General features: G+C 71.5%; 13 protein-coding genes. 8 read left to right on the top strand and 5 right to left on the bottom strand.

What is annotated here, in order from left to right; all coding sequences use genetic code 11:
* The first annotated feature begins 20 nt into the window (after nucleotides 1–20).
* On the top strand, nucleotides 21–743 hold the full coding sequence (locus tag ACFZAU_RS12480) for a cache domain-containing protein (RefSeq protein ID WP_500462871.1): 723 nt from the start codon (nucleotides 21–23) through the stop codon (nucleotides 741–743).
* Here the strand turns inward: ACFZAU_RS12480 and ACFZAU_RS12475 are convergent.
* Nucleotides 715–1,533, bottom strand: coding sequence for a serine hydrolase domain-containing protein (locus ACFZAU_RS12475; protein WP_500552111.1), 819 nt, complete (start codon nucleotides 1,531–1,533; stop codon nucleotides 715–717). The genes ACFZAU_RS12480 and ACFZAU_RS12475 overlap by 29 nt on opposite strands.
* A 61-nt stretch (nucleotides 1,534–1,594) precedes the next feature.
* Here ACFZAU_RS12475 and ACFZAU_RS12470 point away from each other — a divergent pair, with 61 nt between their 5' ends.
* Both ACFZAU_RS12470 and ACFZAU_RS12465 read left to right on the top strand, forming a co-directional pair.
* The gene (locus ACFZAU_RS12470) at nucleotides 1,595–2,056 is read left to right on the top strand and encodes a MerR family transcriptional regulator (protein ID WP_499598675.1); all 462 of its coding nucleotides are present in this window, start codon (nucleotides 1,595–1,597) and stop codon (nucleotides 2,054–2,056) included.
* Nucleotides 2,057–2,061: 5 nt separating this feature from the next.
* Nucleotides 2,062–3,087 carry an aldo/keto reductase gene (locus ACFZAU_RS12465; protein ID WP_500552110.1) on the top strand — a complete coding sequence of 342 codons (1,026 nt, stop codon included), beginning with the start codon at nucleotides 2,062–2,064 and terminating at the stop codon, nucleotides 3,085–3,087.
* On the opposite strand, the gene ACFZAU_RS12460 is transcribed toward ACFZAU_RS12465, so the two are convergent.
* The 3 genes from ACFZAU_RS12460 to ACFZAU_RS12450 all read right to left on the bottom strand — a co-directional run bounded on the left by ACFZAU_RS12460 (nucleotide 3,048) and on the right by ACFZAU_RS12450 (nucleotide 5,919).
* Nucleotides 3,048–3,836 carry a DUF4429 domain-containing protein gene (locus ACFZAU_RS12460; RefSeq protein ID WP_500552109.1) on the bottom strand — a complete coding sequence of 263 codons (789 nt, stop codon included), beginning with the start codon at nucleotides 3,834–3,836 and terminating at the stop codon, nucleotides 3,048–3,050. The two genes, ACFZAU_RS12465 and ACFZAU_RS12460, sit on opposite strands and share 40 nt — an antisense overlap.
* Nucleotides 3,837–3,982: 146 nt before the next feature.
* On the bottom strand, nucleotides 3,983–5,182 hold the full coding sequence (locus ACFZAU_RS12455) for an alpha/beta hydrolase (protein ID WP_500552108.1): 1,200 nt from the start codon (nucleotides 5,180–5,182) through the stop codon (nucleotides 3,983–3,985).
* Between the two features lie 53 nt (nucleotides 5,183–5,235).
* Entirely contained in the window at nucleotides 5,236–5,919 is a 684-nt protein-coding gene (locus ACFZAU_RS12450) for a TetR/AcrR family transcriptional regulator (RefSeq protein WP_499598668.1), read from the bottom strand.
* A gap of 106 nt (nucleotides 5,920–6,025) precedes the next feature.
* On the opposite strand from ACFZAU_RS12450, the gene ACFZAU_RS12445 reads away from it, so the two are divergent.
* Both ACFZAU_RS12445 and ACFZAU_RS12440 read left to right on the top strand, forming a co-directional pair.
* On the top strand, nucleotides 6,026–7,627 hold the full coding sequence (locus ACFZAU_RS12445) for an MFS transporter (protein ID WP_499598667.1): 1,602 nt from the start codon (nucleotides 6,026–6,028) through the stop codon (nucleotides 7,625–7,627).
* 104 nt (nucleotides 7,628–7,731) lie between these two features.
* Nucleotides 7,732–8,139, top strand: coding sequence for a peptidase inhibitor family I36 protein (locus ACFZAU_RS12440; protein WP_500552107.1), 408 nt, complete (start codon nucleotides 7,732–7,734; stop codon nucleotides 8,137–8,139).
* 80 nt (nucleotides 8,140–8,219) lie between these two features.
* Here ACFZAU_RS12440 and aceE read toward each other — a convergent pair whose 3' ends face one another.
* Nucleotides 8,220–10,964 (bottom strand): pyruvate dehydrogenase (acetyl-transferring), homodimeric type, encoded by a 2,745-nt coding sequence (gene aceE / locus ACFZAU_RS12435; RefSeq protein WP_500552106.1) that lies wholly within the window; start codon nucleotides 10,962–10,964, stop codon nucleotides 8,220–8,222.
* 406 nt (nucleotides 10,965–11,370) lie between these two features.
* Here aceE and ACFZAU_RS12430 point away from each other — a divergent pair, with 406 nt between their 5' ends.
* The 3 genes from ACFZAU_RS12430 to ACFZAU_RS12420 all read left to right on the top strand — a co-directional run bounded on the left by ACFZAU_RS12430 (nucleotide 11,371) and on the right by ACFZAU_RS12420 (nucleotide 13,051).
* Nucleotides 11,371–11,811 carry a DUF3052 domain-containing protein gene (locus tag ACFZAU_RS12430; RefSeq protein WP_026250565.1) on the top strand — a complete coding sequence of 147 codons (441 nt, stop codon included), beginning with the start codon at nucleotides 11,371–11,373 and terminating at the stop codon, nucleotides 11,809–11,811.
* 132 nt (nucleotides 11,812–11,943) lie between these two features.
* The gene (locus ACFZAU_RS12425; protein ID WP_500552105.1) at nucleotides 11,944–12,402 is read left to right on the top strand and encodes a peroxiredoxin; all 459 of its coding nucleotides are present in this window, start codon (nucleotides 11,944–11,946) and stop codon (nucleotides 12,400–12,402) included.
* Between the two features lie 73 nt (nucleotides 12,403–12,475).
* Nucleotides 12,476–13,051, top strand: a complete 576-nt coding sequence (locus ACFZAU_RS12420) for a TerD family protein (protein ID WP_500552104.1) — start codon at nucleotides 12,476–12,478, stop codon at nucleotides 13,049–13,051.
* The last annotated feature ends 33 nt before the right edge of the window (nucleotides 13,052–13,084 follow it).

Here is a 13,084-nt window from a genome sequence, read left to right as displayed (position 1 = left end):
CCGCACCGGAGGCAGCCGCCGTGGCCGTCAGCTCAACCGCCCTCGTCGACGAGGTCGTCGCCGACGTCGTGGACCGGGTCCGCGGCACCCTGGAGGACGTCTTCGCCGACGTCGCCCGGGTCGCCGAACGCACCACCGCCATCGCCGCCGTGCGCGCCGCCGGCCGGGCCCCCACCACGGCCGACCTCGCCGCGCTGCGCCCCTTGCTGCACGATCGGCTGCGGCGCCGCCACGACCTCGTCTCCGGCATCGGCTTCATCGCCGAACCCGGGCTGCTCGGCGACGTACCCGCCTGGCTGGAGTGGTGGCAGAACCACGGCGAGGACGGCCTGCGCCCGCTCCTGCCCGACCTCGACCCGGGCACCTCGGCGTACTCCGACTACACCCACTGGGACTGGTTCGCGCTGCCCCGCGCCACCGGCGAACGCGCCGTGGCCGGGCCGTACGTGGACTACCTGTGCTCCGACGAGTACAGCCTCACCCTGTCGGTGCCGGTCCGGCACGGCGGGCACTTCCTCGGGGTCGCCGCGGCCGACGTCTACCTGCGCCACTTCGAGGCCGCCGTGCTGCCCCTGCTGCACCGGCTGCCCGCACCGGCCGCCCTGGTCAACGCCCGGGGCCGGGTCGCGGCCTCCACCGACCCCCGCCACCTGGCCGGTTCCCTCCTGCGCAGCGTCAGCGGCCGGTCCTGCGGACCGATCCCGCTGACTCTGGTCACAGCTCTGCCAGGACCGCGTCCGTGAGCGCCGGCCACAACGGCAGGGCCCACTCGCCGAAGTCACGGTCCGTCAGGACGACGCAGGCGGCGCCCGCGTCGGGGTCGACCCACAGGAAGGTGCCGGACTGGCCGAAGTGGCCGAAGGTGCGCGGGGAGGACGCGGCGCCCGTCCAGTGCGGGGACTTGTGGTCCCGGACCTCGAAGCCCAGGCCCCAGTCGTTGGGGTTCTGACCGCCGTAGCCGGGCAGCACGCCCTTGAGGCCGGGGAAGACGACGGAGGTCGCCGCGGCGACGGTCTGCGGGGCCAGCAGCCGCGGTGCCTGCAGTTCGGCGGCGAAGCGGACCAGGTCGTCGACGGTGGAGACCGCGCCGGCGCCCGCCGAGCCGGGGCAGTCGGTGGCGTGCATGCCGAGCGGCTCCAGCACCGCCTGGCGCAGGTACTCGGCGAAGGGGATCCCGCTGGCCTTGGTGATGTGGTCCGCCAGCGCGTCGAAGCCGGCGTTGGAGTAGATCCGCCGCGTGCCGGGGGCCGCCATCACCCGGTGCTCGTCGAAGGCGAGGCCGGAGGTGTGGGCGAGCAGGTGCCGTACGGTCGAGCCCTCGGGCCCGGCCGGTTCGTCGAGCTCGACTGCGCCCTCCTCCACCGCGACGAGCGCCGCGTAGGCGGACAGCGGCTTGGTCACCGACGCCAGCCGGAAGCGCCGTCCGGTCTCGCCGTACGTTCCCAGGACCGTGCCGTCGCGGCGGACGACCGCCGCCGAGGCCGTCGGGACAGGCCAGTTCTCGATGGCGCTCAGGCTGCTCAGGCTCCGCATGACGGTGAGCCTAACGAATGGCCTTGCCTGGAGTGCACTCCAGGGTTTTAGCGTGGAACCCATGACCGTGACGCAGGTGGCCAAGAGCAAGCCCGGAAGCGTACGCAACTGCTCCGACGAGGCGCGGCACCCCCTGCCGGACGGCCGGGACCGCTACACGATCAGCGAGGTGGCGGCCTTCACCGGACTGACCGCGCACACGCTGCGCTGGTACGAGCGCATCGGGCTGATGCCGCACGTCGACCGCTCCCACACCGGGCAGCGCCGCTTCACCAACCGCGACCTCGACTGGCTGGCCTTCGTCGGCAAGCTGCGGCTGACCGGCATGCCGGTCGCGGACATGGTCCGCTACGCCGAGCTGGTGCGGCTGGGGCAGCACACCTTCCCCGAGCGGCAGGAGCTGCTGGAGTCCACCCGGCGCGACGTGCTGCGGCGGATCGCCGAGCTGCAGGACACCCTCGCGGTCCTGGACCACAAGATCGACACCTACGCTGACGCCCGCCGGGCGTCGGAGAGGGCGTGAAGCGCATGAGCGACAGCGACACGTACGAGCCGATCGCCGAGGTCACGCTCGGCACGGACGGCCCCCGGGTCGGCGCCCAGGGGCTCGGCTGCATGGGCATGAGCGAGTTCTACGGCCCCACCGACGAGGCCGCCGCCCGCGCCACCCTCGACGCGGCCCTGGACCTCGGGGTCACCCTCCTCGACACCGCCGACGTGTACGGCCTGGGCGCCAACGAGGAGTTCCTCGCCCCCTTCGTGCGCGAGCACCGGGACGAGATCACCCTCGCCACCAAGTTCGGCATGGAACGGAAGGCCGACGACCTGCGGTACCGGGCCGTGCGCAACGACCCGGAGTACGTCCGCCAGGCCGTCGAGGGCAGTCTGCGCAGGCTCGGTGTGGAGGTCATCGACCTGTACTACATGCACCGCCGCGACCCCGCCGTGCCGCTGGCCGACTCCGTCGGCGCGATGGCCGAGCTGGTGCGGGCGGGCAAGGTCAGGTACCTGGGCCTGTCGGAGGTGACCGGGGCCGAGCTGCGCGAGGCGCACGCCGTGCACCCGATCACGGCCGTGCAGTCGGAGTGGTCGCTCTTCAGCCGGGACGTGGAGGTCTCGCTGACCGGCGCCGCCGTCGAGCTGGGGGTGGCGCTCGTGCCGTACTCCCCGCTGGGCCGGGGCTTCCTGACCGGCTCCTTCCAGGACGCCTCCGAGCTGACGGCGGACGACTTCCGGCAGAGCCAGCCCCGCTTCTTGGGGGAGAACGCCAAGCGCAACCTCGACCTGCTGGAGCCGCTGCGGGAGATCGCCGGGGCGCACGGCGCCACGCCCGCGCAGATCGCCCTGGCGTGGGTGCAGCAGCGGGCACAGGTGCACGGCCTGACCGTGGTGCCGATCCCGGGGACCCGCAAGGCCGGGCGTCTGCGGGAGAACGCCGCCGCCACCCGGATCGTGCTCGACGCGGCGGAGCTGGGCCGGCTGGAACCGATCGCCGGCCAGGTCGCGGGCGACCGCTACCCGGACATGTCGTCCACGTCGGCGGCGCGCGAGTAGCTCTCCCGGTCCAGGGCGGGCCGTGTCCGCGCGGCCCGCTGGACCGCCGCCACGACCGCCGCCGCCAGCGGCAGCGACTCGTGGACGAGGCCGTAGCCCAGTCCGAAGACGACGGTCGCCGGGTCGTCGTCGGGGTTGCCGGCGCCGTGGCCGTCCGCGTCGCGCGGCAGCAGCCGCAGGTGGCCGCCGAGCATCTCGGGGGAGCGCCAGTCGACCCCCGACAGCGCGGCCACCGGGAAGTGCTGGTCGCCGGCCTTCCACTTGGCCGTCGAAGCGCCCGTCCAGAACCAGCGGAAGGACACCGTCTCGCCGTCGAAGGTGGCCTTGCCGTCGTACGCCTTGAACGAGTGGGGAGCGGAGGGCACGTCCACCAGGTGGCGCTGGGCGGGCCCGGCCTCCGCGCCGCCTCCGGCCGCGCCGATCGCGGACAGCAGCTCCCCGGCGTAGTACTCGGCGAGCAGTTCCCGCTCCGCGGGCAGCACCAGCCGGTAGGGGTCGGCGGACTCCTTGAGCTGGCCCTTGGCGGCCTCCATCAGGGGGTCGGCGCCCCGGCGCGGAAGCGCGCGCAGCACCATCGTCCCGCGCCGCCCCGGGACGAGTTCGACGCCCGCGAGGGCTTCGAAGGGGACACGTCGCCGGCCCAGGATCTGCAGCAGCTTCGAGTTGCGCATCCCCCGCTCGTAACGGATGAGCACAGCGTCGGCATCGAACTCCCATACGGCGTTGGATCCGGCCAATACGTCACCCATACGGGTCATCGTAGGCCGCGTCGCCGTTTCGGGAACCGGCCGGGCGCGGCCGGACTAGGCCATGTCGGTACACGGGGTGCCCCATCCGGCGCCGCAGGCGCACCGGGTACGGCGCGTCGCGCGGCGGAGCACCGTCCTCGGGGTGGCTACTCGGCCACGCCCGCCGTGCAGTCGCTGCCGTCGGCGCACCGGACGTCCGGGTAGCGGCCGAGGGCGATGCTGGTGAAGTTGGCGAGGCTGTCCGTGCCGGAGCGGAAGTAGCCCGCGTGCCCTTCGGCGGCCTCGGAGGTCACCACGCGGGCGCCGAAGGCCCGGGAGACGGGGTCGGCGCCGTGGCCGAGCCCGGCGAACTCCATGTGCGGCACGTCGCCGATCCAGTCGGTGCTGTCCCGGGTCGCCCACACCCGGGCGGCCGTACCCAGGTCGGCCGCCTTGTCCACCCGCATGCCGGGGCTGCCGAAGACGGCGATGTCGGAGACCCGGCCGGTCGGCAGGCCGGGGGCGGCGACTCCGCACAGCACCGAGCCGTAGGAGTGGCAGAACAGCGAGACGCGGCCGCGGGCGGGCAACGCCCGTACCAGCGCGGCCAGCCGGACGGCGCCCTGCTCGGCCAGTTCCCCGGTGGAGGCGTCCAGGCCGACGCCCTGCGGGGTGGTGTAGTCGGCCCAGGCGATGACGGCCGTCCGGGTGCGCGGGGCGGCGGCGCGCTCGGACGCGTACAGCGAGCGGGCCATGCCGACGGGGGCCCGGGTCGGGTCGTCCTCGCGTTCGAAGGAGAGCACATCGGTGTCGACACCGGGCACGACGAGCGACACCCGTTCGGCGGAACCGAGGTCGCCGAAGACCTCGGCGGCGCGGCCCCGGCCAGTGGGGTCGAAGGCGAGGATCTGCCGTCCCCCGTCGAGCAGTGAGGCGTAGCGTTCGGCGCGTCGCGCGGCGTCCTGGCGGCCCTCCGCGGTCAGCAGGGCACTGCGCGAACGGGCGGTCTCCTGGACGCGGGCCGTGCCGAGCGAACGCCGGTTGGCCTGGTAACGCAGGGCGAGCGGGGCGCCGTTGAGGTTGCCGACGACGAGCGGGTAGCGGTCGGCGAGCCGTTTGGCGCCGTCCGGCCCGACCGAGGCGAAGAAGCGCGCGATCACACCGGGGGCCGCCTGGGGATCGGGAAGCGCACGCCCGCCGACCGAGCCGTGCCGCCACGCGGCGGTGGCCACCGACAACGCGTCCCCGCCGCCCTTGTGCTGGCGCAGCGCGGTCCAGCCGGTGGTCGCCAGCATGACGAAGACCACGGCCAGGGCCAGAAGGGCGCGCAGGGAGGGGGAGCTGAAGCGCTCGTCGACGAGGTTCACTGGGGGACACCCTAGGAGACGCCGCAGACCCCCTGGGCACGCCGTGACCCAAGTCACGTTTGGAACAAGGAGATTCCGGACACACCCTGGTGTTCGTCCCACGGTTGTGCGAGGACCGGGACCAGCAGGTCGAGGTGTTCCTCGGTGACCCGGCGGATGGACTCCACGGTGGTCTCGTCGCCGTCGCCCCACAGCCGCTGGGCCACCCGGATGACCCCGCCGACGGCCGCCACGAGCACCCGCGGCCGCGGGTCGGCCGCGTCCAGTCCCTCCCGGGCGGCGATGACCGAGGCGAGCCGCTCCTCGACGAGCGCCGAATGGCGCATCTGTGCGGACAGCAGCGTCGGCGTGGACTCGATCACCCGGTACATCGCCATGTACGTGGACAGCGGCACGACGGCGGCGATGACGGCGCTGATGCTGTGCCAGGACTCGTCCAGCGCCGCGCGCAGCGCCTCGAAGGGCGGTTCGCCGGCCGGGCGCTCGGCCACGGCGGAGACGAAGGCCTCCTCGACGCTGTCCTCCAGCGCGAGCGCGACCTCCTCCTTGCCCGCGAAGTAGCGGAAGAAGGTGCGCTGCGAGACCTCGACCTCGGCGGCGATCTCGTCGACGGTCGTGCGCTCGTAGCCCTTGACGACGAACAGTTCGATCGCGGCCCGTATGAGCGCGTCGCGCGTGCGCTGCTTCTTGCGTTCGCGCAGTCCGCACACGGGCGTCGCGCGCATCGCGTGCTTCATCTGCCGTCCACCTCCAGGGGGCCCCACGATAGTTCCGTGCTTCCTGACAGTTACCGACGGATGACTGCTTTGGTCAAATGTCAGACACTGACATAATCTCTTGCCCATGACCCAAGGCTCCGTCGTCACCGACAAGGCCCCGGACTCGATACCGGCGCCTTCCAAGAAACCCCTCCGCGGCCACCCCTGGCTGACCCTGTTCTCGGTCGCCATCGGCGTCATGGTGGTGGCCCTGGACGGCACGATCGTCGCCGTCGCCAACCCGGCCATCCAAGCCGACCTGGGTGCCTCCCGCGAGCAGATCCAGTGGATCACCACCGGCTACATGCTGGCCCTGGCGGTCTCGCTGATCACCGCGGGCAAGCTCGGCGACCGGTTCGGCCACCGCCAGACCTTCCTCGTCGGCCTCGCGGGCTTCGCCCTCACCTCCGGCCTGATCGGGGTGTCCAGCGGCGTCGGCATGGTGATCGCGCTCCGCGTCCTGCAGGGTGTGTTCGGCGCGCTGCTGCAGCCCGCCGCGCTCGGCCTGCTGCGCGCCACCTTCCCGGCCGAGAAGCTCAACATGGCCATCGGCATCTGGGGCATGGTCATCGGTGCCTCCACCGCCGCCGGGCCGATCGCGGGCGGTCTGCTCGTCGAGCACGTCAACTGGGAGTCGGTCTTCTTCATCAACGTGCCCGTGGGTCTGGTCGCGCTGGTCCTGGGCCTGGTCATCCTCAAGGACGTGCGCGCCGAGAACGCCCCGCGGTCCTTCGACGTCCCCGGCATCGTGCTGCTCTCCAGTGCGATGTTCGGTCTGGTCTGGGGCCTGATCAAGGCCCCGGAGTGGGGCTGGGGAGACCCGCTGACCCTGGGCTTCCTGGTCGGCTCCGTGCTGCTCTTCGTCCTGTTCGCGCTCTGGGAGACCAAAGCCTCCGAGCCGCTGATCCCGCTGCGGATGTTCCGTTCGGTGCCGCTGTCCGCGGGCACCGCGCTGATGGTGCTCATGGCCTTCGCCTTCCTGGGCGGCCTGTTCTTCGTCACCTTCTACCTGCAGAACGTCCACGGCATGTCGGCGGTGGAGTGCGGCGTCCACCTGCTGCCGCTCACCGCGATGATGATCGTCAGCTCGCCCGTGGCGGGCGCGCTGATCACCAAGTTCGGTCCCCGGGTGCCGCTGGTGGGCGGCATGGTGTGCACGGCGGTCGCCATGTTCGGCATGACCGGTCTGGAGGCCGACTCGGGCACCGGGGTCATGTCCCTGTGGTTCGCGCTGCTGGGCCTCGGCCTGGCCCCCGTGATGGTCGGCGCCACCGACGTCATCGTCGGCAACGCCCCGCTGGAGCTGTCCGGTGTGGCCGGCGGACTCCAGGGCTCCGCCATGCAGGTCGGCGGCAGCCTCGGTACCGCCGTCCTCGGCACGATCATGGCCTCGCGGGTGGACAGCGCGCTGCCCGAGAAGTGGGCCGCGGCCGGCCTGCCGCCGCTGAAGGGCGAGCAGGCGGCGCAGGCCGCCGACGCGGTCGTCGTCGGCGTCCCGCCCGTCGCCAAGGACACCCCGGCCGAGGTCGTCGCGCTGATCACCAAGGTCACCAACGAGACCTTCCTCTCGGGGATGGGGCTGGCCTTCACCGTCGCCGGCGTCGTGGCCGCCTTCGCCGCGGGCATCGCCTTCCTGACCAAGCGCGGCGTCAACGCCGACGCCGCGGGCGGCGGGGTGCACATCTGACGCCGGACGTTTCCCTATCCGGGTGAACGAGGCCCGGGGCCCTTGGCGGCCCCGGGCCTCGCCGTTCACCGTGGAACTCCGACCACCACGGGGGAGTGATCCACATGCGCAGTGCGGCCCTGACCCTTGCCCTGACCGCGGCGGCGGCGGCCCTGGCGGCCCCAGCGCCGCCCGCGGCCGCCGCCCCCACGGCCTCCGGCCCCACGGCGGCCGCCCCCACGACGTCCGGTCCGGCCGGCCGCTGCGACCCGGGGGAGCTGTGCCTGTGGGGGAAGCCGGGATTCCGCGGGGCGCGTCTCGTCCACGAGCTCGCCGACACCGACGTCAACTCCTGCGTGCCGCTGCCGCCCGGGACGTCCGCGAAGTCGTTCGTCAACCGGACGCGCAAGCTCGTGACGACCTACCAGAGCGCCGAGTGCTCCACCGAGGGCGACTTCGAGACGTTCCCGTCCGGCACCTGGGTCCCGGAGTCCGGGCACACCGTCCGCGCCTTCCAGATCGTCGACCAGTGACACGAGCCCGCGGGGAGCCGGGAAACGCCGGGGCCCCCGCCGCGCGGTCGCGCGGCGGGGGCCCGGTCGGGACGACGGTGTTACGCGTCGCCGCCCGCAGCGCCGGGGTCGGCGGCGGCGACGTCGAGCAGCTGGTAGCGGTCGATCGCCTGCTTCAGCACGGAGCGGTCGATCTTCCCCTCCCGGGCGAGCTCGGTGAGCACGCCGAGGACCACCGACTGGGCGTCGATGTGGAAGAACCGGCGCGCCGCGCCACGGGTGTCGGCGAAGCCGAAGCCGTCGGCACCGAGCGACTGCCAGGTGCCCGGCACCCAGCGGGAGATCTGGTCCGGGACGGCCCGCATCCAGTCCGAGACGGCCACGAACGGGCCCTCGGAGCCGCTGAGCTTCCGCGTCACGTAGGGGACGCGCTGCTCCTCCTCCGGGTGGAGCAGGTTGTGCTCCTCGGCCTCGACGGCGTCGCGCCGCAGCTCGTTCCAGGAGGTAGCGGACCACACGTCGGCCCGGACGTTCCACTCCTCGGCGAGGATCCGCTGCGCCTCCAGCGCCCACGGCACGCCCACGCCGGAGGCCAGGATCTGCGCCGGGATCGCGCCCGCCTCGGCGGCCCGGTACTTGTACAGGCCCCTGATGATGCCCTCGACGTCCACGTTCTCCGGCTCGGCCGGCTGGACGATCGGCTCGTTGTAGACGGTGAGGTAGTAGAAGACGTTCGGGTCCTCGCCGGGGGCGGGCTCGCCGTACATGCGGCGCAGGCCGTCCCGGACGATGTGCGCCATCTCGAAGCCGAACGCGGGGTCGTACGCGACGACGGCCGGGTTGGTCGAGGCCAGCAGGTGCGAGTGGCCGTCGGCGTGCTGCAGGCCCTCACCGGTGAGGGTGGTGCGGCCCGCCGTGGCGCCCAGCACGAAGCCGCGCGCCAGCTGGTCGGCCATCTGCCAGAACTGGTCGCCGGTCCGCTGGAAGCCGAACATCGAGTAGAAGACGTAGACCGGGATCAGCGGCTCGCCGTGGGTCGCGTAGGACGACCCGGCGGCGATCAGCGAGGCGGTGCAGCCCGCCTCGGAGATGCCGTCGTGCAGCATCTGGCCGGTCGGGGACTCCTTGTACGCCAGCAGCAGCTCGCGGTCGACCGACTCGTACGTCTGGCCCAGCGGGTTGTAGATCTTGGCCGACGGGAAGAGCGAGTCCATGCCGAAGGTGCGGTACTCGTCCGGGGCGATCGGCACGAAGCGCTTGCCGATCTCCTTGTCCCGCATGAGGTCCTTCAGCAGCCGGACGAAGGCCATGGTGGTGGCGATCGTCTGCTGGCCGGAGCCCTTGCGGGTGCCCGCGTAGGCCTTGTCGTCCGGCAGGGCCAGCGGCTTCGCGCGCACGACGCGGGTCGGGACGTAGCCGCCCAGGCCCTTGCGCCGGTCGTGCATGTACTGGATCTCCTCCGAGTTCCGGCCCGGGTGGTAGTACGGCGGCGCGCCGGACTCCAGCTCCTTGTCGGCGATCGGCAGGTGCAGACGGTCGCGGAAGCGCTTGAGGTCGTCGACCGTCAGCTTCTTCATCTGGTGGGTCGCGTTGCGGCCCTCGAAGTTGGGGCCGAGCGTCCAGCCCTTGACGGTCTGGGCCAGGATCACGGTCGGCTGGCCCTTGTGCTCGCGGGCCGCCTTGTACGCCGCGTAGATCTTGCGGTGGTCGTGGCCGCCGCGGCCCAGGTGCAGGATCTGGGCGTCGGTGAGGCCCTCGACCATCTTGCGCAGCCGGTGGTCGTCGCCGAAGAAGTGGTCGCGGATGTACTCGCCGGTCTCGGTGGCGTAGGTCTGGAACTGGCCGTCGGGCGTGGTGTTGAGCTTGTTCACCAGCACGCCGTCGCGGTCCTGGGCGAGCAGCGGGTCCCAGGTGCGGTCCCAGATCAGCTTGATGACGTTCCAGCCGGCACCGCGGAACTGCGACTCCAGCTCCTGGATGATCTTGCCGTTGCCGCGCACCGGGCCGTCGAGCCGCTGCAGGTTGCAGTTGACGACGAAGGTGAGGTTGTCCAGGCCCTCACGGGCGGCCAGGGAGAGCTGGCCGAGCGACTCGGGCTCGTCCATCTCGCCGTCGCCGAGGAAGGCCCACACGTGCGACTGCTCGGTGTCGGCGATGCCGCGCGCCTGGAGGTAGCGGTTCATCCGCGCCTGGTAGATCGCGCCCAGCGGGCCGAGGCCCATGGAGACGGTCGGGAACTCCCAGAAGTCCGGCATGAGCCGCGGGTGCGGGTAGCTCGACAGGCCGTACGGCGCCTTGGACTTCTCCTGGCGGAAGGCGTCGAGCTGGGTCTCGGAGAGCCGGTCCAGCATGAAGGCACGGGCGTACACGCCGGGGGAGGCGTGGCCCTGGAAGAAGATCTGGTCCCCGCCCTTGCCGTCGTCCTTGCCCCGGAAGAAGTGGTTGAAGCCCACGTCGTACAGGGAGGCCGAGGACGCGAAGGTGGCGATGTGCCCGCCGACGCCGATGCCCGGGCGCTGCGCCCGGGACACCATGACCGCCGCGTTCCAGCGGGTCGCGTTCAGGATGCGCCGCTCGATGTCCTCGTTGCCGGGGAAGAACGGCTCGTCCTTGGTGGCGATGGTGTTGACGTAGTCGGTGCTGCGCATCTCGGGCACGGCAACCCGCCGCTCGCGGGCTCGCTCGATCAGGCGGAGCATGAGGTAGCGGGCGCGCTCGCGTCCGCGCTCGTCGATGGCGGCGTCAAGCGAGTCGAGCCATTCCGCCGTCTCCTCGGGATCGAAATCCGGGACCTGGCTGGGAAGGCCGCCAATGATGATCGGGTTGCGATCTGATCCGGAAGCCACGCTATTCCTTCGCTTCTAGGGTCTTGCTCTGCTGGGTCGCGCCGCCTCCATCGTGTACCGCGCGTTCGGGATACGTCATCTCTACTGAGTGGTAACCACCACTAAGTGAGACAGACCCCTCTTCCAGACCCTCTTGAGGCTCTCGCATGGCTGTCCGGTGGCCGTTCGACCAAACCGCAACTCTACGCCCACTCGGACGTACGACCGACCGCAACCCCGATTCGGGAGAAACCCTGGCATAGTGGAGTGAGCCACGTCACCCCTCACGGTTCGGGTTGCGGTGACACGTCAACGTTTGGGCGGGATGGGCGGCTGGGTACTTGCGCGATCCGCCGCGCCCGTGTGGACTACCGCCCATAACCCCGCACAGGAGCGGGAAGACAACCCCCATGACAGGAGGCAGAGCGTGAGCGCGACCGCGGGCCACGCGGAGGAGCAAACCAACCCGGCGAGCCGGCTTGGTTTTGAGCCCGGACAGGTGGTCCAGGAGCTCGGCTACGACGACGACGTCGATCACGAGCTCCGTGAGGGTATTGAGGGGATCACGGGCGAAGAGCTCGCGGACGAGGAGTACGACGACGTCGCCGACGGCGTCATCCTGTGGTTCCGTGATGATGACGGCGATCTGACCGACGCCCTGGTCGACGCCACGTCCGCCATCGACGAGGGCGCCCAGATCTGGCTCATGACCCCGAAGACCGGCCGTGACGGGCACGTCGAGCCGAGTGACATCGGAGAGGCCGCGCAGACCGCGGGCCTGGCTCAGACCAGCAGTGTCAACGTCTCCAAGGACTGGACCGCCAGTCGTCTGGTGACCCCCAAGACGGCGAAGGCCGGCAAGCGCTGAGCGCAGCCCGGTACCGCGCCCCCGTGACCGAGCGTCGCGGGGGCGCCTCGTATCGCGTGCGTCCCGCGGTGCGAGACTGACGGAGGGACCCGGCCGTGGGTCCGTCTCCGTCCACCGAGAGGTGTGTCCACCATGGCGATCGCCGTAGGCGACCAGGCCCCCGACTTCGCGTTGCGGGACCAGCACGGCCGGACCGTGCGGCTGTCCGACTTCAAGGGCTCCAAGAACGTCGTCCTGCTCTTCTTCCCCTTCGCCTTCACCGGGGTCTGCACCGGCGAGCTGTGCGCGCTCCGCGACGAGCTGCCGGCCTTCCAGAACGACGAGGTCCAGCTGCTCGCGGTCTCCAACGACTCGATGCACACCCAGCGCGTCTTCTCCGACCAGGAGGGCCTGGAGTACCCGCTGCTCTCCGACTTCTGGCCGCACGGCGAGGTCTCCCGGGCCTACGACGTCTTCGCCGAGGACAAGGGGTGCGCGGTGCGCGGCACCTTCGTCATCGACAAGGAGGGCGTGATCCGCTGGACCGTCGTCAACGGCCTGCCGGACGCCCGTGACCTGAACGAGTACGTCAAGGCGCTCGAAGCCCTGTAGTCCTGGGGAACCGGGTACTAACCTCAGGGCGTTGATCCTGATACGAGCAGCACGCGATGACATGGGAGGACTCGTGGGAGTCAGCCTCAGCAAGGGTGGCAACGTATCGCTGACGAAGGAGGCCCCCAACCTCAAGGCCGTCATCGTCGGCCTCGGCTGGGACGCCCGCACCACCACGGGCGCCGACTTCGACCTCGACGCCAGTGCCCTGCTCACGGGCACCGAGGGCAAGGTGCTCTCCGACCAGCACTTCGTCTTCTTCAACAACCTCAGGAGCCCCGACGGCTCCGTGGAGCACACCGGTGACAACATCACCGGCGAGGGCGAAGGGGACGACGAGCAGATCAAGGTGAACCTGGCCGGCGTGCCGGCCGAGGTCGCCAAGATCGTCTTCCCGGTGTCGATCTACGACGCCGAGACCCGTCAGCAGTCGTTCGGCCAGGTCCGCAACGCGTTCATCCGCGTCGTCAACCAGGCCGACGACAAGGAACTGGCCCGCTACGACCTCACCGAGGACGCCTCGACCGAGACGGCGATGGTCTTCGGCGAGCTCTACCGGCACGGTGCGGAGTGGAAGTTCCGGGCCATCGGCCAGGGTTACGCGTCCGGCCTGCGCGGCATCGCGCAGGACTTCGGCGTCAACGTCTGATTCGCCGGGGGCTCGCGGTCCGCGCACGGCGGG

Source organism: Streptomyces sp. NPDC008238, from assembly GCF_042956445.1.
GTDB lineage: Bacteria > Actinomycetota > Actinomycetes > Streptomycetales > Streptomycetaceae > Actinacidiphila.
The sequence above is the reverse complement of the archived record's forward strand: the minus strand, read 5'-3'. Positions and strand labels throughout refer to the sequence as shown.

Bases quoted from the DNA above. Each gene is read 5' to 3' on its own strand.
- ACFZAU_RS12475 (WP_500552111.1), bottom strand. From the start codon at position 1,533: ATGCGGAGCCTGAGCAGCCTGAGCGCCATCGAGAACTGGCCTGTCCCG.
- ACFZAU_RS12470 (WP_499598675.1), top strand. From the start codon at position 1,595: ATGACCGTGACGCAGGTGGCCAAGAGCAAGCCCGGAAGCGTACGCAAC.
- ACFZAU_RS12465 (WP_500552110.1), top strand. From the start codon at position 2,062: ATGAGCGACAGCGACACGTACGAGCCGATCGCCGAGGTCACGCTCGGC.
- ACFZAU_RS12460 (WP_500552109.1), bottom strand. From the start codon at position 3,836: ATGGGTGACGTATTGGCCGGATCCAACGCCGTATGGGAGTTCGATGCC.
- ACFZAU_RS12450 (WP_499598668.1), bottom strand. From the start codon at position 5,919: ATGAAGCACGCGATGCGCGCGACGCCCGTGTGCGGACTGCGCGAACGC.
- ACFZAU_RS12445 (WP_499598667.1), top strand. From the start codon at position 6,026: ATGACCCAAGGCTCCGTCGTCACCGACAAGGCCCCGGACTCGATACCG.
- ACFZAU_RS12440 (WP_500552107.1), top strand. From the start codon at position 7,732: ATGCGCAGTGCGGCCCTGACCCTTGCCCTGACCGCGGCGGCGGCGGCC.
- ACFZAU_RS12425 (WP_500552105.1), top strand. From the start codon at position 11,944: ATGGCGATCGCCGTAGGCGACCAGGCCCCCGACTTCGCGTTGCGGGAC.